The 20,340-nt window shown below is 39.9% G+C and carries 15 protein-coding genes; 9 read left to right on the top strand and 6 right to left on the bottom strand.

Annotated features, from left to right (window positions below; translation table 11 throughout):
• The first annotated feature begins 616 nt into the window (after positions 1 to 616).
• Entirely contained in the window at positions 617 to 808 is a 192-nt protein-coding gene (locus tag BUR11_RS01250) for a hypothetical protein (protein ID WP_074223031.1), read from the top strand.
• A gap of 7 nt (positions 809 to 815) precedes the next feature.
• Here BUR11_RS01250 and BUR11_RS01245 read toward each other — a convergent pair whose 3' ends face one another.
• Positions 816 to 2,633 (bottom strand): alkaline phosphatase, encoded by a 1,818-nt coding sequence (locus BUR11_RS01245; protein WP_084560829.1) that lies wholly within the window; start codon positions 2,631 to 2,633, stop codon positions 816 to 818.
• 164 nt (positions 2,634 to 2,797) lie between these two features.
• Here BUR11_RS01245 and BUR11_RS01240 point away from each other — a divergent pair, with 164 nt between their 5' ends.
• The 3 genes from BUR11_RS01240 (at position 2,798) to BUR11_RS01230 (ending at position 6,417) form a co-directional block, all read left to right on the top strand.
• On the top strand, positions 2,798 to 3,964 hold the full coding sequence (locus BUR11_RS01240; RefSeq protein ID WP_074223030.1) for a sialidase family protein: 1,167 nt from the start codon (positions 2,798 to 2,800) through the stop codon (positions 3,962 to 3,964).
• 128 nt (positions 3,965 to 4,092) lie between these two features.
• Positions 4,093 to 5,874, top strand: a complete 1,782-nt coding sequence (locus BUR11_RS01235; protein ID WP_074223029.1) for a BamA/TamA family outer membrane protein — start codon at positions 4,093 to 4,095, stop codon at positions 5,872 to 5,874.
• A gap of 84 nt (positions 5,875 to 5,958) precedes the next feature.
• Positions 5,959 to 6,417 (top strand): hypothetical protein, encoded by a 459-nt coding sequence (locus BUR11_RS01230; RefSeq protein WP_074225047.1) that lies wholly within the window; start codon positions 5,959 to 5,961, stop codon positions 6,415 to 6,417.
• Positions 6,418 to 6,477: 60 nt separating this feature from the next.
• Here the strand turns inward: BUR11_RS01230 and BUR11_RS01225 are convergent, their stop codons facing one another.
• On the bottom strand, positions 6,478 to 9,078 hold the full coding sequence (locus BUR11_RS01225; RefSeq protein WP_074223028.1) for an alkaline phosphatase D family protein: 2,601 nt from the start codon (positions 9,076 to 9,078) through the stop codon (positions 6,478 to 6,480).
• A gap of 268 nt (positions 9,079 to 9,346) precedes the next feature.
• Here BUR11_RS01225 and BUR11_RS01220 point away from each other — a divergent pair, with 268 nt between their 5' ends.
• The 5 genes from BUR11_RS01220 (at position 9,347) to BUR11_RS01200 (ending at position 15,574) form a co-directional block, all read left to right on the top strand.
• A complete protein-coding gene (locus BUR11_RS01220; RefSeq protein ID WP_074223027.1) occupies positions 9,347 to 10,798 on the top strand; it encodes a PhoPQ-activated pathogenicity-related family protein in 1,452 nt (483 codons plus the stop codon).
• A 63-nt stretch (positions 10,799 to 10,861) separates the two neighbouring features.
• Entirely contained in the window at positions 10,862 to 11,995 is a 1,134-nt protein-coding gene (locus BUR11_RS01215) for an alpha/beta hydrolase family protein (protein WP_234982039.1), read from the top strand.
• Positions 11,996 to 12,084: 89 nt separating this feature from the next.
• A complete protein-coding gene (locus tag BUR11_RS01210) occupies positions 12,085 to 13,098 on the top strand; it encodes a sialidase family protein (RefSeq protein WP_074223025.1) in 1,014 nt (337 codons plus the stop codon).
• Between the two features lie 20 nt (positions 13,099 to 13,118).
• The gene (locus BUR11_RS01205) at positions 13,119 to 14,051 is read left to right on the top strand and encodes a dihydrodipicolinate synthase family protein (RefSeq protein ID WP_074223024.1); all 933 of its coding nucleotides are present in this window, start codon (positions 13,119 to 13,121) and stop codon (positions 14,049 to 14,051) included.
• A gap of 23 nt (positions 14,052 to 14,074) precedes the next feature.
• Positions 14,075 to 15,574: a sodium:solute symporter gene (locus tag BUR11_RS01200; protein ID WP_074223023.1), complete on the top strand. Its 1,500-nt coding sequence runs from the start codon at positions 14,075 to 14,077 to the stop codon at positions 15,572 to 15,574.
• A gap of 13 nt (positions 15,575 to 15,587) precedes the next feature.
• On the opposite strand, the gene BUR11_RS01195 is transcribed toward BUR11_RS01200, so the two are convergent.
• The 4 genes from BUR11_RS01195 to BUR11_RS01180 all read right to left on the bottom strand — a co-directional run bounded on the left by BUR11_RS01195 (position 15,588) and on the right by BUR11_RS01180 (position 20,288).
• Entirely contained in the window at positions 15,588 to 17,171 is a 1,584-nt protein-coding gene (locus BUR11_RS01195; RefSeq protein ID WP_074223022.1) for a calcineurin-like phosphoesterase C-terminal domain-containing protein, read from the bottom strand.
• Positions 17,172 to 17,479: 308 nt separating this feature from the next.
• On the bottom strand, positions 17,480 to 18,865 hold the full coding sequence (locus BUR11_RS01190) for an NAD(P)(+) transhydrogenase (Re/Si-specific) subunit beta (RefSeq protein ID WP_074223021.1): 1,386 nt from the start codon (positions 18,863 to 18,865) through the stop codon (positions 17,480 to 17,482).
• Positions 18,862 to 19,149 carry an NAD(P) transhydrogenase subunit alpha gene (locus BUR11_RS01185; RefSeq protein ID WP_074223020.1) on the bottom strand — a complete coding sequence of 96 codons (288 nt, stop codon included), beginning with the start codon at positions 19,147 to 19,149 and terminating at the stop codon, positions 18,862 to 18,864. Before BUR11_RS01185 ends, BUR11_RS01190 begins: the two co-directional genes overlap by 4 nt.
• Before the next feature lie 14 nt (positions 19,150 to 19,163).
• Positions 19,164 to 20,288: a Re/Si-specific NAD(P)(+) transhydrogenase subunit alpha gene (locus BUR11_RS01180; protein ID WP_074223019.1), complete on the bottom strand. Its 1,125-nt coding sequence runs from the start codon at positions 20,286 to 20,288 to the stop codon at positions 19,164 to 19,166.
• Positions 20,289 to 20,340 lie beyond the last annotated feature (52 nt).

The following is a 20,340-nucleotide window of genomic DNA, read 5'->3' as shown; positions in this document are numbered from 1 at the left end:
AAACAGATTCACAAGAAATCACTCTTAAGGGTTAATGCTGAAAAAAATTAGCTCTGAAAACTTGGCTGTACATTCAAAAAATGAAACCTGCCAATATCAAATACAATCCACAATAATTAGACAAGGTTGCAAACAATGTTTTTGGCTAGAGAAAAAACTCTAAAAAAGAAATCAAAATGCAATTTTAAACATGCAAAAATCACTTTTAGCCAATTTTTATAATTATCTAATACAATAGAGCAAATTTTTATTCTGACTAAGATCAATTTAGAAAAATATTAATTATTAATACATTAATAATTAATTTTATAGAAGCTCCTTACCATTCAAAAACTTATCCTAAAATTAGGCTTTAGTATTTACGAATCCTATTTTTAAAAAACTTATTTTATTGATTTTCAATAACTTAAAAAACAAAAAATCCTACAAACTATTTATTACCTATTTAGTTCAAGTCCCTTCTTTGCGCCCCTACCCCATTGATGTCCGTTTCCATGTTTTACATGTACGGTTTTGAAACAGGGTTTTTCGGTTAACCCTCAAGACAGACAAAATTGAGCCGTTTTTTTAGATGGAACATATTTTGCAAAATTGATGAAAACTATACTATCAACACATGCTTAGCTTCTTACTTTGGTGCATCTTATTTGTTCTTTGCTGGCCTTTGGCAATCATCGCTTTAATTCTGTACCCAATTGTTTGGTTACTCTTATTACCCTTTAGATTACTAGGATTTGCAGTAGACCTTTCGTTTGACCTGGTCAGAAATATCTTCATGCTTCCTTTCAACTTGGTAGGAAGAAGGTAATATTTGCTTATCTCTGGTGGTACTTCTTGACCAGCCCCAAGATTTTGGCAAACACTTCCGTGTTTTCATATACCCCTATGAAATCACTGGAATGCGCACCATATGCAAAAATCGGAACCATGATTCCAGTATGGTCATCGGAATGAAAAGCTAATTCAAGAGTAGCATTTGCAATATCACCTTGGGGGATAGAAACACCTCCAGTTTCATGATCCGCAGTAATGATTACTAAGGTACCTGGATGCTCATCCGCAAATTGCAATACTTTCCCAATCGTTTGATCAAAATCTAACATTTCAGAAATAATGGTAGAAGTACTATTCGAATGGCCCCCGGAATCAATATTCGCAGCTTCAATCATCAAGAAAAATGGAGCTTTTTTTTCCTCAAAAAAATCGAAGGCAAAACCAGTACTCTTTTTTAAGTAATCCCCTCTTCCCTCTAGCATTTTTGGCAAAGAACCAGTAGCGGCAAAATAACCCACCCTCTCCATACCTACCGAGTTGAAGTCTTCTATGATTGTAAAACCTGCCTGATTTAAATGGTTGATTTCATTTGAAAAATTCTCACTTCCCCCACCTATAAATAAGTCTAATTTACTTTTTGATAGATAGGCAGCGATTTGCTCTGAATCATCTCTTTCTGGATGATGCGCATAAAAAGATGCGGGGGTAGCACCCGTCAATTGATCAGTCGTGATGATCCCACTATTGAACCCATAATCTTCCAAAATGTCCGGTATATTCACTAAAACCTCCCCATTAGGACCAAGCCCCAATGCTCTGTTATTGGTTTTTTGACCTGTAGCATAAGCGGTGGCACCTGCAGCAGAGTCTGTCGTAAAATCATCCGCAGCCTGAGTTTTAACTAATCCTATTTTTTTAAGATTGGTCAGGGTCAACGCATTTCCATTAGCAAATAGTGCAGACGATATCTGCGCCAAACCATTCCCGTCTCCAATCATTAGAATAATATTTTGAACTGGCGACTCCACTCCATCCAATTCAAATTTTGGCGTGTAAGTTGGTTGAATAGTAGGATTCTGATAGACTGTAGAAGTTAAGTTTTTCAAATACTGTTGGGCTTCATAGGGATGATCGGTATTGATAAAATCAACCCCCATTTCGTAGAAAGCCTTCCAAGCTGTTTTGGAATCTGGTGTACCCCAAAATCTAACGGAGTTATGGAAGGAATGAACCAAGTCAATAAATTTCTGAAGCCCCACTCGTTGCTCTTCCACCATCCTTCCTTTTCCATTCCAAATCGAAAACTGTCTAAAACTCAAACTCACCATTCCGATTTTGGACCAAGGGAGCTCCTGAGTTAATTCCTTGCTTTGGTAGTCAAAAAACATCCATTCCGGGTAACTGGCATACGCTCCCACATCAGGCCTATTTCCTGAAATAATCAATTTCAAACCTTTTGGGTGATCACTACTATAAGCCAGGTCCTGATAACCTTTCATGATCTCTTGCAATACCTCTAAGGTGGGCAAGGCAGATGTTTTCAGGTCTACCAGCAAATGAAAGTTGATTTCCTCAATCACCCCATTTTGAAGTCCTTCCCTAATGGGATCCAAATACAAGCTCTGTATGGTTTTTGAGGGATGAATACTTTCTTTTTCATGAGCTGCCATCAGTTGACCATCCTGCAAAATCACATCTACTTCTATAGAGGACGCTCCTGCTCCAAAAGCTTCCCAAAAAGGCGCTTTTTGTAAATAATCGTTATGAGAATGGATGTTAAAATCGGATTCCTGTTGCGCTAAAACCGAAATGGAATAGGCAAAAAACAAAATGGTAAAAATCAAACTGGCTTTATTCATGCTCAAAAATAGCTTTAATTTTCAGTTCAAAATCCTTCGAACCTTTCTAATCACTGATCATAACAATCATATAAAACAGCTGTAATCTTATCATAATTTTCAAGATCAACTGACTCAAAGAAAAGAAAATTATATTTTCGTCTAATCTTTTAAGAATAATTCCTATGACTCGATTTATTTCCTTTTTCACAGTAATCTTTTTAGTAATTCATTTTCAAGGTCACTCTCAGATTAACAGTATGGTGTTCAAGGGAGGCACTGAAGGGCATAAAATTTATAGAATACCCGCAATCATTTCCTTGCCAAACCAAGAACTTTTAGCTTTTGCGGAAGGGCGGGTCAATGGCAGTGATGATTATGGAGATGTGAACCTGGTATTAAAACGAAGCAAAGATTTTGGAAAAACTTGGTCTTCATTAGAGATTTTGGTGGATTATGATTCTTTACAGGCTGGAAATCCTGCTCCTGTAGTGGATAGGTTTGATCCCAACTACCCTGATGGGGTGGTGTATTTGTTTTATAATACAGGAAATAACCATGAATATGATATTCGGATGGGCCGAGGCGTAAGAGAAGTTTGGGTGATGAAATCTTACGATCTTGGAAAAACCTGGGAGGAGCCCCAAAATATCACCCTTCAAACACACAAACCGAATAATCCCTCTTTCAATTCAGATTACAACTTCCCAGAGGACTGGAGGCATTATGCAAATACTCCAGGACATGCATTTCAATTTCAGGAAGGCAAATACAAAGGAAGAATTTTTGTAGCTGCCAATCATTCAAAAGGTGATCCCCAAGAGGGTTTTTCTGAATACCAAGCCCATGGCTTTTTTACAGATGACCATGGCAAAACATTTGAAATTTCTGAGTCGGTCAAAATCCCTGGATCCAACGAATCCATCGCTGCCGAACTTCCTAATGATCGAATGATCATGAGTGTGAGAAACCAAAAAGGAGACATCCGTCAGCGAATCCTTGCTTATTCATCGGATGGAGGAAAAACCTGGGATGAGGCATATTTTGAGGAACAGCTACCAGATCCTGTTTGCCAGGGATCCATCATTTCCATGAGGGATTCTAAAGGAACCTTTACTTTAATTCATTCCAATAATTCCGATCCGGCGCATCGAAATAACCTGAGCCTAAAATTCAGTGATGATCTAGGTAAAACCTGGTCTAAATCACTTTTAATTGATGGTGTAGAAGATCCCGGCAATTCTTCTTACACAGGATATAGTGATTTGGTAGAAATCAGCGATAATCTGGTAGGCATCATTTATGAGAGGAATGACTACACTGAAATACTCTTTAAATCCATTTCTTGGTAATGGTAATCCTGTGAGCCTTTCTAAACTTATTTTATATTCCACTCTTCCAATTGGCTAAAAAATAGAAAGATATAATCTCCTAGTATTTTTGTAAATTATCCAAAACATACTAATCCGAAATTGAAATCTTGAGGGCTTTCATCATACTTGTTTTTTCATTCCTTATTTGCGCTCAGGTTAAAGCCCAAGACAAAAAGGATAGTACTAAGACCTCTGTTTCAAAAAAAGCACTGGAGGAAGGAATAAAACTGATTTCCAGGACTGGGAGTGATAGTGTCTTGCTCGAAGAAAGTGATGAACGTTTTCTACCCTACTCTGGAAATATCATCCGAAATATCTATGTCCAAAGTATTGGGTTTGAAAAATCTATCTATGGAAATGAAAAGCCCATCGTGCAAAAAATTGGTAGGACTGCCAATAAACTTCATACCAACACCCGAGAGAAAACTATTCGGCAAAATTTATTTATCCGCCCCAATGAAAAAATTAATCCCTATAAACTCGGAGACAATGAGCGGCATTTACGAAATCAGGAATTTATTCTGGAATCAAGGTTTGTCATTACTCCTGTTGAAGAAACTGATTCGGTCGATATCACAGTAGTCACCAGGGATGTATTTAGTATAGGGATGAACATAGGGGGGAGCATCCCAACCGCACCAAAATTTACATTATATGATGCTAATCTGGATGGTCGTGGCCAAAGACTGGAGGTCACTATGCTATTTGATCCAGACAGAAAACCTAGGACAGGGTTTAGTACCACTTTTGAAAAAACTAGTTTTCTTGGAAGTTTTGCGGATTTGGAAATCTTCTATACACAACTGAACACTGGTTTTTCATATGGGGATGAAAAGGAATTTGCTACTGGGATAAAAATAGACCGTAAACTGGTATCTCCTTATTCCAGACTGGCTGGAGGAGGTCAATGGAGTAAAAACTGGTCTAGAAATGTCTATTCGAGACCTGATTCAGTATTTCTGGACTATCATTACAACTTAGCCGATTTTTGGATAGGCTATAATTTTGGCATACATAAACCCATAGAAAAAAGAAGTCGTACATTTTTAGCTGCCAGGGTTTTTGACGGGTATTTTATTGATAAGCCAGATCAAGAGGGGTTCTACAAGGAAAACAATTACAATAACATTAACGGAGTCTTGGCTGCCTTGACTTTTTACAAACGGGATTTCTATAAGACACAGTACATCTTTGGATTCGGAAGAACTGAGGATGTTCCCTACGGGTATACTATCACTCCCACCATAGGATGGGTTAGAAGACTGGGAGCCAGTAAACCTTATGCAGCTTTAGAGCTCAATTACAAAGGAGTTTTTGAATCAGGAAGTTTTTACGAAATGGGCATCAACACAGGCACCTTCGTAAAAAATTCCAGTCTTGAAGACGGGGTAATTTATTCCACCATTTCTTTCTTCACCAGGGTCTTTTCATTGGGAAATTACAAGCTTAGAAATGCTGCAGGTTTAACTTACACGAAACTGTTTAACAGGTATGCTAATAATTGGCTTGAGATATATTCTGAATTGGTACCAGGACTGCGAGTGAGGGAAATTGAGGCTGATGAACGATATTCTGTAAGAATTGAGTCAGCACTCTATACTCCTTGGTCCTTGATTGGTTTCCGTATCGCTCCTTTTATTTCCCTAAATGCTGCTACCTTAAATTGCCAAGCATGTATCCAATCCTCTTACCAATTTTATGGGTTCAGTACAGGACTTAGGATTAGAAATGAAAACCTGATTTTTGGCACCATCGAATTAAGAGGCACCTATATTCCCGAGGATGAATTTGGAAGCTCTAAGTTTTCCTTCAAACTACGCCAAAACCTTCGATTTAGAAAATCAGACAATTTTGTGAAAGCACCTTCCTTCATCACTTATAATTATTAAGCAAAGAAAAATTCAAAAACTGATTTTTGTCATTGGATGCCTCATTGGGAAAGTTTAGGTTTCACCATTCTAAACAATATACCCATGAAAATCACATCACAAATTGGTCGCTTCTCCCTTTTTATCATTTATTTCTGGTTCGGGATCTTAAAGGTTTTTGGATTATCTCCCGCAGAGGCATTGGTTGAAAACCTCTTCCAAGAAACCCTAGGCACCTGGTTTGATTTCTCCCTGTTTTGCATGGGGTTTGGAATATTTGAATGTTTGTTAGGCATTCTTTGGCTTTTCCCAAAACTCAGTAAAGTAGCCTTATACCTGTTGTTCTTCCATATGGCTACTACTTTTCTCCCGGTATTGGTATTGACGGAGGAAATATGGCAGACCTGGTTTACCCCCACCTTGGTTGGACAATACATCATCAAAAATCTCGCATTGATCTCTTTAGGTCTATTTATTACCCAATCTTATGATCTGGAACAAAGCGAGGAGATGAAAAAACCAATTTTGAAAATTTTAAGAAATCAAAAAGAACTGGCCTCCTAAAGGATAAAAAAACAGCCCCCAATAACACAGGTCATTGGGGGCAAAATCTTACACCAACTGTTAAGCAAAATCAAACAATAGAGGGGATTCACCTCCTTTAGAAATTTTTAATTGTCCCATAGAAATTTTCTTCCCCGAATCAGCATCCAAGAGATTTACTGTGAAAGTATCTTCTGAAAATACTTTTGGCTTTAAACTAGTAGAATTGAGTCGAATCGCATATTCGAGTTCTCCAGTGCTTTCATTCACAACCTGAAGCAGGGGATTTACTGCACCTTTCACCTGAATTTCCGGCAAATACCCGAATGCTTTTCTGGCATAATTATCTTCCTGACTGATCTCAATTGGCCAGCCTTCATATTGACCAGATGGATTTGCTATCGGATCTACATTTCTTGGCCAGCATTCAATTTTTATCTTTCGATCAGCTTTATTAAACGTAATAATGCCATACCCTGTTCCCCGGTCATAGATTCTTGATGGTTCAAAGCCGGTTTTATAAGGATTCGCCACTGCATGAATCGTCATTTTATTCCCAAAGCCATCTATAAAATCTCCAGTATTCTTATTTTTCCCAGGAATGGGTTGATGGCCAGCAGAAACTTGCGGCCACCATCTTCTTGGCCATAAGTTATTAAGAGCAGGACCGGCAAATGCATAACCAGAATCCCTAAATTCGTCTACCCCATAATGAACGGTACTTGCCAAATGCTGATCTCCCGCAATATGTAAAGCAAAGGCTTTACGAATGGTCCTCAAGGCTTCATCTCTACCTTTTTGTGGCCAACCATTGGAATCCATATCAGAAGTTGGTGCATCTCCCTCCACATACTCTCCTTTTTCTGGAATAGGCAGTCTTGGCACAATTTCATCAATAATGCTTCCTTCCGGAAGGGTCGCTACCGTACAGAAATTAGTCTGTGAACAAACCGCTTTCATTTGAATATTAGCTCCCCAGTCCTCGGCCCATCTTTCAAGAAAATCCATTTGTCTTTTACCTAAGAGCTCTGCATCGATATCGTAATATTTTTTAATGTCAAATTCCGTATTTTGAATAAATCCGTTTTGAACTTTTGCCTCAGCAGGAAGAACATTTTTAGGTGCAGATTTGAATTTCCGATCCTCTAAAATCGCAAAACTCACTCCGCCATAATTCCAGTCAGTATAATAAACGTTGATTCCTTGTTTGACAGGTCTTGGATCAAATGGATCTGGCAAATGGCTGGTTTGTGTGGCTTGGACCATATTAACCCACTGGGGCGACATTTTATAACCTCCTTGGTCTTGTGCTACATAACCCCAGCCTTCGTCGGTAGGAGCATGTTCACCTCCTTCTCCCCATACATTTCCATGATACACATCATGATCATCTGGGATAAAAGCGGTAGGGATTCTTCTGAAAATATCCCGATAGGACCATCCAAACATGTACCATTTTCGAAGGTAATCTAAGCTTGATTTTTCAATACGGTCCGTTTGAATTCCAAAACCTCCAGTTCCCTCATAAAACTGATCTCCAAGAAACAATGTCATGTTAGGTTGATGCTTGTTGACATGGTAAGAAACTTCTTGGTCAGGAAATCCATGATCGGCATTACAGCTAAATACCGCGACTTTTAAATTTTCTTTTGACTCTGGTTCTTTGGCGATTTCACCATAGTAATCAAAATCTTGAATATTGTTTTTTAGAGGGACTTCCAAATGAACTCTATAAGGAATCGTTTCACGGTGTCTCCATTCAGGAATCCTGAATTGGGCTATTCTCCCGATTGGATCCAAGTCTGCTTCCTGGAGTGTCTCCCATTGCATTCCATTCTTTATCTGCAAGGAGATGTTGATCCCTTCAATCTCTTCCACCGGAGCTAACTGGGCCGTCATTTTCAACAATCCCTCATGCAATGTATATTGAGCAAAACAAATTGGTCCAAATAGCTGGTCGGCATACTCTTCAATTTTATCCCCACTAAACATCCAGTCACCAAATGAAACCAGTGGTTTTTCACTTCCTAAATCGGATGGACAATGAGCTACTAAAGCGATATTTCCCACTAAACTTGCTGATTCCAACTCAGAGTCAACGACTTTTACCTCCAGCTCATTTTGTTTGGCATGCAATGTCAGGGTATACTTATTCCCTAGGTATTCTGCTTTTAGGCTAAGCAAAATAGGTTGATTCAAATCTAATTTCTCATTGGAACGTTGTTCCCTTATAAATACTTTTCCTTCCCCATTCACTCCTAAGTCAAGTCCTTCCCCAAAAACAGCTGCTGATCGGTAGTCCGGGAATCTCCCTTTTGCTCCTAATCGGAAACCTACATATGCCTCAGAATGATTTATCAATTCAGAGTTCTCCCAATGGAGGGTAACCGCCTGATTAAAATCGCTAAGGTCTTCTCCTAATTGGTGGGTTAAAATATGTAAGGCACGATTTGGAGCAGAAATCACTGCACAGGCTTTTCCATCCACTAATTCCCAATCTTGTAGCCTGTTCCCCCAAAATTCAGGACCAATCCATTTCATAGTTGGCCAATTTTCCCAATTGCTTTTAAAAGCAGTTTTCGTGGGGCCTAACAGCTTGGTGATACCTGTAAATCCTTGCGGAAAAAATAAAGGTGTAATGGAGCTTAAAGCCATCGCCTTTACGGCAGATCTTCTTTTCATGGTTTATTGTTTTTCCCATGCATCCAACTCTCTAATGGATATATGGAAGGTTTTAGTTCACTATTAAAGACTACCCATACCGGAAATTATTCCATAGGATCAGTAGTCCATATCTTCAAAAAGGAGGTAAAAATTAGACGAATATTTCCAATCAACCCAATAATTGGAAGTGGGATTTGTGAACTACTTTCAAGTTTCGGGAAATCTAGATTGTTCATCCCCGCATAAATCATTAGATTTTAGACCAATAACAAAAACCCAACCCTGCATGTGTATTTTTTTTCCTACTGTCCGAAATTCATACATTTTTGCTTTCTTCCTATTGCTGTTCATAACTTCATGTGAACAGCCGGTTGAAACAAAAACAACTCCCCCACAAAAAAAAGAAAACATCCTCAAAGAGTATGTGATGGCCGCTGATAGCACTTATGGATTTGAGGTGGTTCAAACGGTCACTGGTACTGATTACGATTACCATGTTTTAAAAATGACCTCACAACATTGGTTGACGCCGGACCTGGTGGACAAAACTGAATGGTGGCATTGGATTTCAGTGGTGGTCCCAAGAGATACACCCTATGAAACCGGGATGATGTGGGTAGGCGGTGGAAGTACCAACACCAACATGCCTCTAGCCCCAGATGAACTTATTCTTGCCGCAGCTACTCAAACCAATTCAATAGTAGCACAGGTGCACAACATTCCATTTCAGCCGCTGACCTTTGCCAATGACAGTTTTGGAGAGCGGTATGAGGACGAGATTATTTCCTACGGATGGAAAAAGTTTCTGGAAGGAGGGGCAAAAGATGAAGATGCAATTTGGCTTGCTAGACTGCCGATGACCAAAGCAGTCAAACTGGCGATGGATGCTACCTCAGAACTTGTAAAAACCTATTATGATAAGAACCTCCAAAAATATGTGGTAGCTGGAGCTTCCAAAAGAGGCTGGACTACCTGGACTACTGGAGCTGTAGATGATCGGGTAGTAGCAATTGTCCCAATCGTTATAGATATGTTAAATTTAGAACCCTCATTTAAACATCATTGGAAAAATTACGGTTTTTGGGCACCTGCGGTTAATGATTATGTAAGAGAGGGAGTGATGGAATGGATGGGAACACCTGAGTTTGACCGATTATTGGAAATCACAGAACCTTATTCATTCTTATCTGACCTGGATATGCCAAAGCTCCTAATCAATGCAGCTGGAGATCAGTTTTTCCAACCGGATAGCTGGGAATTTTATTGGAATGATTTAAAAGGAGAAAAACACCTGCAATACGTTCCAAATTTTGGGCATGATTTGAGTAAATCGGATGCTTTGCCCAATATGATTTCTTTTTATTCTTCTGTTTTAAATCAACATACAAGACCAAGCTACCAATGGGCGATTGAAGATGAGTTTATTAGCTTTCAGGCAGACCCTAAGAACCAACCTATTTCTGTAAAAGTATGGACTGCTACCAATGAAGAAGCCCGAGATTTCAGAGTGGATGTTTTTGGTCCAAACTGGAGTTCTATTAACCTGGAATCCAAAGAAGGGGGCCATTATCAATATCAAATGAAACAGCCAGATAATGGCTATCAAGCGTATTTCATGGAGGTCACTTTTGCAGGAGAAGCTCCCATGAAGGTAACCAGTGGAGTTGAAGTTTTACCAAGGACTTATCCATTCGAAGACTTCGTTCCTGAACATTTGACCAGTGCCAGTTCAAAATAAAACAAGATGCTCAAACCAATTTTAGTTGTCTCTCTCCTATTCCTTGTACAAAACCCAATTCTCATGGCACAGCAAAAAGTGAATGAAGATGAAAGTAAAGTCCCTTCATTAAGTTTACCAGATCCTTTTGTCAGCGAACATGGAAAAATCATCAACAATGTCTCAGACTGGGAAGGTATTCGAAGGCCTGAAATTTTGAAAGCTTTTACCCATGAAGTCTATGGTGGGATCCCAACTGATTTCGATTCTTTTTCCTATGAAGAAGTTTCAGAGAATCCCAACCCTTTTCCAGAAACAACCCTTTTTAAAGAGCTTGATATTTCTGTTAGTAGAAATGGGAAATCCCATACCATGCGTCTCAATGTGTTTTTTCCGAAGTCCAGCAATACACCTGCCCCAATTATTCTTTTAATCAATCATCGAGCAACATATGAGGATGGAAGAATCGCAGAAGATGGTTATTGGCCGGTAGAAGAATTGGTAAGCAGAGGATTTGCAACAGCATCTTTCCATGGCGAAACGGTTGCACCAGATGATGCAGAAAGGTTCACTCAAGGGATTCTCTCGACCCTCTATCCGGAGGAGCTAGAAAACCCTGCTGGCATGCGAACATTTGGAGCCTGGGGTTGGGCAGCCATGAGAGCCATGGACTATTTTATGCAAGAACCTTTGATAGATGCAAAAAAGGCAACGATAGTAGGTCACTCTCGTTCGGGCAAAACTGCCTTATGGACTGGTGCCAATGATCCCAGATGGGCAGTGGTCATATCCAATGAATCTGGATGTGGGGGAGCAGCCCTTTCCCGCCGAAAATTTGGCGAAACAGTTACCATCATCAATCATTCATTTCCGCATTGGTTTAATGACAATTTCAAAAATTACAATAACCATGAAGAATTACTTCCCATAGATCAACATATGCTTGCCATGCTCATCGCGCCAAGAGCTATTTATATTTCAAGTGCCAAAGGAGATCTTTGGGCAGATCCAAAAGGCGAATATCTTTCTATGCAAATTGGAAGTAGAATATATTCGGATATTTACAAACAGTCTGTGTCGTTTCCAGAGGATTTTGAAAATGTTCAAGCCCCAATTCACCAAGAACATGCGGGCTATCATATCCGAGAAGGGGAACATGGATTAACCTTGGAAGACTGGCAGCATTTCATGGATTTCATCGACCTGAATAGCAAGTAAATTCAGGTGAGTACAAGATAGTTCTTTTAACTTTTTATTGCTTTTTGTTAGCTTAAACTCCAAATCAACCTCACTTAAATTATTCATTCATGCCATACCTCTTGAGCCTTTTTTTATTCGCAACTTTTAACTCCTTACTTTTTCCGAAGGACAGTATCGAGGTCAAAATTTTAAAGTCCGAATTCATCTATGAAACGGCTCCTTTTCCTTCTTGTCACGCCTCCACTTTGGTAGAAACACCAGAAGGAATTCTCGCTTCTTGGTTTGGTGGACAATACGAGCGGCATCCTGATGTAAGTATTTATACTTCCATGCTCCAAGACAATACATGGAGTACTCCTGTCCTAGTTGCAGACGGAATTGAAAATAAAGACTTTAGAAACCCAACTTGGAACCCTGTTTTATATAGAAATCCAGACAGCGGACAAATCGTGCTTTTCTATAAAGAAGGGCCCAATCCAAGAGAATGGTGGGGCTTGTATAAAACATCAGATGATGGAGGAAAAACCTGGTCAAAAGCAGTTCAGATTCCTCCAGGAATGCTCGGTCCCGTGAAAAACAAATCTGTTTTATTGCCAGATGGCACTTTACTTCATCCCAGTAGCTTTGAAACCAATGGCATTTGGAGTATGCATGTGGAAACCACAACAAAGGATGTACAAGACTGGAAAAAAATAGAAATTGACAATGGAGATTTCCATGCCATCCAACCTACCATTTTATCTTATCCAAATGGCAAGCTCCAACTATTGGCCCGAACTCAGGAACATGTAATTGGCACCACTTGGTCATCCGATGGGGGTAAATCCTGGTCTACCATAGAATCTACAGGCTTGGTTCATAACAACTCAGGAATTGATGCGGTAACCCTTCAAAACGGAATTCAATTGTTATTGTGTAATCCTATCAAAGAAGGCAGAAATAAACTTTCATTGATGATGTCTCGCGATGGGATGAATTGGGAAGAAATCCATGTTTTAGAGGATCAACCAAAAGGTGAGTTTAGCTATCCTGCCATCATTCAAGCGAAAGATGGTACCGTTCACTTGACTTATACCTATAATCGAGAGAAAGTTAAGTACGTTGCACTTACCCTTGAATAAACAACTCACAAATCTTTATCATGCCTATTCCAAAGCCATTTCGAGGGATTATCCCTCCTATGATCACTCCTCTCCATCCGGATTTTTCGCTCGATGAAAAGAGTCTTTCTCTCCTTCTAGAGCATATGATCTCCGGTGGAATTCATGGCATTTTTATTTTGGGAACCACCGGTGAATTCCCAAGTATCAGTTCCATAGTCAAGAAGAAGCTCATCGAGCAAAGTTGTCGACTGGTTAATCATCGGGTTCCTGTTTTAGTGGGGATTACGGACTGCTCCTTTGAAGAAAGTTTGGGATTAGCTGAAGTTGCAAAAAACGCTGGGGCTGATATTCTAGTAGCCACAAATCCCTTTTATATGAATGTGGAACAAGATGAATTGGTCTACTATTTCTCCAAACTTGCTGACGACGTAGAGTTGCCTTTGTACCTATACAATATGCCATCCCATACAGGAATTAAACTGGAATTAGAAACTGTGATGAGCTTATCCAAGCACCCGAATATTATAGGGATTAAAGATAGCTCTGGTGATTTAACCTATTTTGAAAGCCTCTGCGATAATTTTCGTGAGGATCCTGAATTTACTGTTTTGGTAGGACCTGAAGAGGTTCTCGTAGAAACTATGAATATGGGAGGCCATGGAGGCGTAAGCGGAGGCGCCAATTTATTTCCTGCCTTGTATGTAAAACTCTTTGAGGCGATTGAATACCAAGATTTGGAAAAGATCAAGCTTTACAATGAGACAGTTCAATTTCTAAGCAAAAACCTATATAGTCATGGCACCTACCAATCCAATTATTTGAAAGGACTAAAAGCTTCACTTTCATTTGAAGGATTGTGCCAAGGAATACTAGCCCTTCCGCTTTGTGCTTTTAATGAAGAGGAGAAAATAGCTTTAAAGAAAAAATATGAAACTGTAAAAAACGCTGTAGAAAAGGCTTTATCTACCTGATTTACAATTAGCCCATTCAACCTATGAATCTTCCCATTTTTGATTTAGTCGTTTTTTTAATCTACATGGTAGCAATCGTGGGTTTTGGTCTATCCTTCTCCTTTCGAAAAAGATCCGCACTAGACTTTACCACTGGAGGTGGTAGGCTTCCCTCTTGGGCAATAGGCATGTCAATATTTGCAACTTTTGTAAGTAGTATCAGTTTCTTGGCTTTACCAGGTAATGCCTATTTATCCAATTGGAATGGGTTTGTATTCAGTTTATCCATTCCTTTGGCAGCGCTGATTGCTGTCAAGTACTTTGTCCCACTTTACCGTAAACTAAACAGCGAATCAGCTTATTATTATTTAGAACAACGATTTGGGCTTTGGGCAAGGATTTATGCTTCGATTTGCTACTTATTGACCCAACTGGCGAGGATGGGAACCATCCTATACCTCCTCGCTTTACCGATGAACGCCTTGTTTGGCTGGAGCATTCCAATGATTATCACTATTACCGGAATATCCGTGATCATCTATTCCATGTCTGGTGGAATTGAAGCGGTAATCTGGACGGATGCCATTCAAGGAATCGTCTTAATTGCTGGTGCCTTGGCCTGCCTGCTGGTGATTTTTATTGACATCCCTGGAGGAGCCAACGAAGTATTTACTATTGCTGCTTCCCAAAATAAATTCAGTTTAGGGAGTTTTGACCTGGACTTTACTACCTCGACCTTTTGGATGATCCTAGTCTATGGTCTATTTATCAACTTGCAGAATTTTGGAATAGACCAGAATTATATACAACGGTACGTGAGTGCCAAAACTGAGAAGGAAGCCATTAAATCAACCTGGCTAGGGAGTCTGTTATATGTTCCTGTCTCTGCCATCTTCTTTTTTATAGGCACTGCCTTATTTGCCTATTATCAGGCCCAACCGGAATTACTTCCCTCAGACATTTCAGGGGCAGCAAATTCAGACAAGGTCTTTCCATATTTTATCGTATCCCAATTACCAACTGGGATTACAGGCCTTTTGATTGCCTCTATTTTTGCTGCGGGGATGAGTTCTGTTTCCACCAGTGTAAATAGCTCTGCCACAGTAATACTTTCTGATCACTTTAAAAAATACATTCACCCCAACCCCTCAGAGAAAACTTCTATGAGAGTACTTTGGGTTGCATCCTTGATCATGGGAATTTTCAGTATTTTGGTAGGACTGGCATTCAATGGAGTCACCAGCGCATTAGATGCTTGGTGGGCCTTGGCTTCTATTTTCAGCGGAGGAATTCTGGGACTTTTCCTTCTTGGTTTTATAGTGAAAAAATGCAACAGCAGAAATGCTTCTATTGCTGTTTCGGTGGGAGTTTTAGTAATCATTTGGATGAGTTTATCCTCCTATATTCTATTAGGAGACCTTGCTCCATTTCAAAACCCTTTACATAGCAACATGACAATAGTCGTAGGAACGCTTACCATTTTTATCCTGGGTTTTATCCTAGGTAGTAAAAAAGGCCGGACCACGATTGACCCGGCATTTTAAACTGATCCAAAACTTACTTTTCTAATACCATTATTTTCTGTGTCCCTAGGTGCACCTGTCCAAAACGATCAGTCGCCTGGACTTTTACAGTATGTTCTCCCGCTTCCAATCCATTTGGGATAGTTATCCTCCACAGGTGTTTACTCTGAGCAGGGTTGGATGGTCTTCTTCCGTCCAGTAGGGTTTCTGTAGTGTCCCACTGATACAAATCGATTAAGTAGGCAGGATCGTAATCTTCCACCCAGGACATCGGTCTCATTTCACCTCCATCAATGCCTATTAAGACCTCATCTCCTTTTGATCCCATGAAAAAATTGACAAAAATCCCAGCTGTAGTCCGCTTCCCTTTCTCCAATACCTTGGGTGCAAAAATTTCCATTTGATAGGCATTGGATTTTCCAGCTACTTGATAATTCACCTTGTATTGATTTCCCGTGAAATGAATAAATGCATACCCTTTGGGAGTACCATCACGCATGGTAGATACCGGAATTCCTTTTTCATTTAATACTCCTTTGTACCAATCACCTGAGGTAGTACCCACATTGTAATGATGGTGTGGAGTGTCTTGCTTCCACCCCTCTACTTTGGTGAAGTAATCTTGCCTCTGAAGATGTGTGTGGGCAGATAAGGAAAGGGTATATGGGAAGTCTTCCAGCATATCGAAAATCGCTTGTCTATCCTGATCTCGAAAAGAGTCTCCTTGCTCAAAGAACGGGATATGCATGGACATCACAATCAAATGGTCTTTAGGGACAAATTTCAAATCATTCCTTAAAAACTCTAACTGGTCTGCTCTCAATCCACCCCAATAACTTTGACCGTCTCTAGGATCTGGCCAAAGGATATCATCAATCACAATGAAGTGCACTTTGCCAACATTAAAAGCATAGGTACTCGGTCCAAAATTCGCCTCAAAAGTTTCATCTGAGAGTTCGTCCGATGCTACATCATAGTTTTCATCATGATTTCCCATGACATTGTACCAAGGAACTCCCACCCTGGAAACCGCTTGAGAATAAGGAGTAAATAGCGTCAAATCATCCCCTACCAAATCTCCCAAAGAAAGTCCGAATACCACATCCTCTATACCTGCCACTTCACTGACAATCCCTCGGTCAAAATATTCCACTTCTTCTAAGGTATAAGGTTGTGGATCTCCAAAGATCAATGCCGTAAACTCTTCTTTTTCCTCTGTTTTGGTCAAAGCAAAATTGATTTCTTTGGGAAGATCACCCGTGGGAGCCGAACCAGGATAGACCAATTCAGGGGAACCTGAAGGCTTATGGATGTAAAAATATTGGGGTCTATTCAAAGAATCCAAGGGAACACGATAACCCGAAGGCTCAATAACAAATAGTAATTGCCCATCTTCTATAGATATTTCATAATATCCATTTTCATCTGTTTGCACCACCTCCTTGCCATTGGATATACTGACTCCTGGTAGCCCCGCCTCTCGTCGCTGCTTCTTTCCGTTTCCATTTTCATCATTGAAAACATAACCTTTTGCCAATTCTTGAGGGAAGGCATGTATACTTAACAGCATGAGCACTGCAACAAACCCCCGTTTTAAAGTAAATGTCACTATTCGCATTATTCTATCAATTATTTCAACAAATCCTTGAAGTAAATCTGACTGCCAATCAGGCAACCCCGACCGGTAAAACCCTAGATAACAAAAACTTATCACTCTACTATCCTGATCGATTCAGGAAAAGCCAGAATCTTATAAAATCAGAAAATCAATCTTAAAACAGGGTTTTTCAAAAATAGATTGAATCTGGAGAAAGGATAATACCTAAAGATCAAGGATTTATTATCAGTTTTTTAATTTCCATGTAATAAAAAAAGCTACCGGAGTGATCCGGTAGCCCTAGGTATAGGTTTGAGAAAAAAATATTCTTACATCTCCTTCATTTCGGAGACTACTTTTGTAATGGTTTGTTTGGCATCCCCAAAAAGCATCAGGCAGTTTGGATAACCAAAGAGTTCATTTTCTACTCCTGCATATCCTTTACCCATACTTCTTTTGCTGACAATCACTGTTCTTGCTTTGTCCGCATTCAAAATAGGCATCCCATAAATTGGGCTTTGAGGGTTATTTCTGGCGGCAGGATTCACCACATCATTGGCACCAACAATCAATACTAAGTCAGTATTTGGGAATTCATCATTAATGGATTCCATTTCGATTAATTTATCATAGGATATATTGGCTTCCGCCAATAACACGTTCATATGACCTGGCATTCTCCCTGCCACGGGATGTATCGCGAATTTGAAGTCTATATTCCGCTTCTCACATTGTTCCATCAATTCTCGGATCACATGCTGGGCTTGCGCAACAGCCATCCCATATCCCGGAACAACAATCACAGAAGACACTGAATCAAACAGCATGGCTGTTTCTTCCACTCCTATTTCCTTGACGGTGATGGAAGGTCCATCTTCACCAGCACTTGAAACAGTCTGACCAAAACCACCTAATAGGACATTGACCAATGACCTGTTCATCGCTTTACACATAATCTGTGTCAAAATGATTCCCGAAGCCCCTACCAAGGAGCCAGCCACGATCAGTACATTGTTATTTAAAATAAAACCCGTCGCACAGGCTGCCATTCCAGAATAGGAGTTCAAAAGTGAAATCACCACCGGCATGTCAGCTCCTCCAATGGGAATTACCGTCAGCACTCCTAAAACGAGCGAAATCACGATCAATACAATGATTAACACTGGGTCAGTTTGATCAATTACGGTAAAGGTTGCCGCAGTCAAAAAACTTAGAAACAAGGCTAAATTGAGTGGATGCTGCCCTTTGAAGGTAATGGGGGATCCTGAGATATTTCCATTCAGTTTCAAGAATGCTATAATAGATCCCGTAAAAGTCACTCCACCGATAAAAACCGATACAATGATACTGATGACCGTTACCAGCTCAATGGACTCCAGATTTACGTTGGTTCGAAGGAAATAATCCGACAAGGCGACTGAGAAGGAAGCTAAGCCTCCAAACCCGTTGAACAGAGCTACCATTTCTGGCATCTTCGTCATTTCCACCTTATTGGCATAATATAAACCAATCGCAGCACCTACTACAATACAAGCAAAAATCTCCACAAAGGAAATGACTTGTATCTGTACCAAGGTAGCTAAAATTGCAATAAACATCCCCAAGGCAGATAAGCGGTTTCCCTGTCTGGCAGACTTGGTTTTGTTCAACATTTTAATTCCCAACACAAATAGAATGGAGGAAATCAAATAGGCTATTTGGATGGCAATACTCATTTTTTCTTGAACATTTTAAGCATTCGATCTGTCACCGTGTACCCTCCCACCACGTTGATGGTAGCTAGAACTAAGGCAATCATTCCTAACCATTTACTAAGTGTGACATAGCCCATTTCATTGCAGGCTAATAGCGCACCCACAATCGTGATTCCTGAGATTGCATTCGATCCCGACATCAAGGGCGTATGGAGTGTAGGGGGAACTTTAGCGATTAGCTCAAATCCCAGAAAACTTGCCAAAACAAGAATATAAATCAGAATAATTAATGCTTCTGAGCTCATGATAAAAAGGGTTACTAGTTATTTAAGATTTTCTTGGTAAACTCATGGACAGTCTCACCTTGGTAAGTGATTAATACTCCCTTGGTGATTTCTTCCTCCAAATCCAGATTAAAGCCATCTTTATTAGCCAAGTGCAATAAAAGCGTACTAATATTGGTAGCATAAAGTTGACTGGCATTGGTAGGCAACAAGGAAGGCAGATTGGATTCTCCAATGATGGTCACCCCATGCTTGACTACGGTCTTATCTTTCTCGGAAATCTCACAATTCCCTCCTGACTCCACGGCCATATCTACGATCACAGCTCCCTTTTTCATAGTCTTCACCATTTCTTCTGTCACAAGAATTGGTGATTTTTTACCCATGACCAAGGCTGTGGTAATTACCAGATCAGACTCTTTGATTTTAGATTGAATGAGTTCCTTTTGCTTCTTCAAAAACTCCTCTGAAACTTCAGCTGCGTACCCTCCTTCTACTTTCACTGTTTCTGCTCCCTCCACAATCAAAAACCGCCCCCCCAAAGACTCCACTTGCTCTTTGGTTTCAGGCCTTACATCACTTACTTCAACAATTGCCCCTAACCTTTTAGCAGTAGCAATAGCTTGTAAGCCGGCTACACCAGCTCCAAAAATCAATACTTTAGAAGGAGTAATGGTACCGGAAGCAGTCATCATCAAAGGGAAGATTTTCCCAAGGTGATTGGCTCCCATGATTACCGATTTATATCCAGCCAAATTGGCTTGAGAACTAAGGGAATCCATTTTCTGGGCTCTTGAAATCCTAGGCACAGCATCCATCGAGAAGGACGTGATGGATTTTTTATTCATGGCATCCAAGACATCAGGATGATTATAGGCATACATAATGGAAATACAGGCTGTGCCAGCTTGCATCTGATCAATCTCAGCAAGCGTGAAGAGATTGACTTTTAACAAAATATCCGAACCAAAAACCTCTTGAGCCTTTACTACATTTGCCCCTGCAGAGATATATTCTGCATCCGAAAAATAAGAAGCATTTCCTGCTCCCTCTTCCACTAACACTTCAAACTCTTTCTTTACCAATAATTTGATGACCTCTGGACTTAGAGCTACTCTATTTTCCCGCTCTTTTGTCTCTTTTAGTACTCCTATTTTCATTTTTGGCCTGTTGAATCTATTCTAAATGCTTTATCCATTCAATATATCCAAA

The organism is Algoriphagus halophilus, assembly GCF_900129785.1.
GTDB classification, from domain to species: Bacteria; Bacteroidota; Bacteroidia; order Cytophagales; family Cyclobacteriaceae; genus Algoriphagus; species Algoriphagus halophilus.
This window is presented reverse-complemented; position numbering and strand designations above follow the sequence as displayed.

Excerpts from the sequence above, each read along its gene's own strand:
- BUR11_RS01250 (WP_074223031.1), top strand. The coding sequence starts at position 617 with ATGCTTAGCTTCTTACTTTGGTGCATCTTATTTGTTCTTTGCTGGCCT.
- BUR11_RS01245 (WP_084560829.1), bottom strand. The coding sequence starts at position 2,633 with ATGAATAAAGCCAGTTTGATTTTTACCATTTTGTTTTTTGCCTATTCC.
- BUR11_RS01240 (WP_074223030.1), top strand. The coding sequence starts at position 2,798 with ATGACTCGATTTATTTCCTTTTTCACAGTAATCTTTTTAGTAATTCAT.
- BUR11_RS01230 (WP_074225047.1), top strand. The coding sequence starts at position 5,959 with ATGAAAATCACATCACAAATTGGTCGCTTCTCCCTTTTTATCATTTAT.
- BUR11_RS01225 (WP_074223028.1), bottom strand. The coding sequence starts at position 9,078 with ATGAAAAGAAGATCTGCCGTAAAGGCGATGGCTTTAAGCTCCATTACA.
- BUR11_RS01220 (WP_074223027.1), top strand. The coding sequence starts at position 9,347 with ATGTGTATTTTTTTTCCTACTGTCCGAAATTCATACATTTTTGCTTTC.
- BUR11_RS01215 (WP_234982039.1), top strand. The coding sequence starts at position 10,862 with ATGGCACAGCAAAAAGTGAATGAAGATGAAAGTAAAGTCCCTTCATTA.
- BUR11_RS01210 (WP_074223025.1), top strand. The coding sequence starts at position 12,085 with ATGCCATACCTCTTGAGCCTTTTTTTATTCGCAACTTTTAACTCCTTA.
- BUR11_RS01205 (WP_074223024.1), top strand. The coding sequence starts at position 13,119 with ATGCCTATTCCAAAGCCATTTCGAGGGATTATCCCTCCTATGATCACT.
- BUR11_RS01200 (WP_074223023.1), top strand. The coding sequence starts at position 14,075 with ATGAATCTTCCCATTTTTGATTTAGTCGTTTTTTTAATCTACATGGTA.
- BUR11_RS01195 (WP_074223022.1), bottom strand. The coding sequence starts at position 17,171 with ATGCGAATAGTGACATTTACTTTAAAACGGGGGTTTGTTGCAGTGCTC.
- BUR11_RS01190 (WP_074223021.1), bottom strand. The coding sequence starts at position 18,865 with ATGAGTATTGCCATCCAAATAGCCTATTTGATTTCCTCCATTCTATTT.
- BUR11_RS01185 (WP_074223020.1), bottom strand. The coding sequence starts at position 19,149 with ATGAGCTCAGAAGCATTAATTATTCTGATTTATATTCTTGTTTTGGCA.
- BUR11_RS01180 (WP_074223019.1), bottom strand. The coding sequence starts at position 20,288 with ATGAAAATAGGAGTACTAAAAGAGACAAAAGAGCGGGAAAATAGAGTA.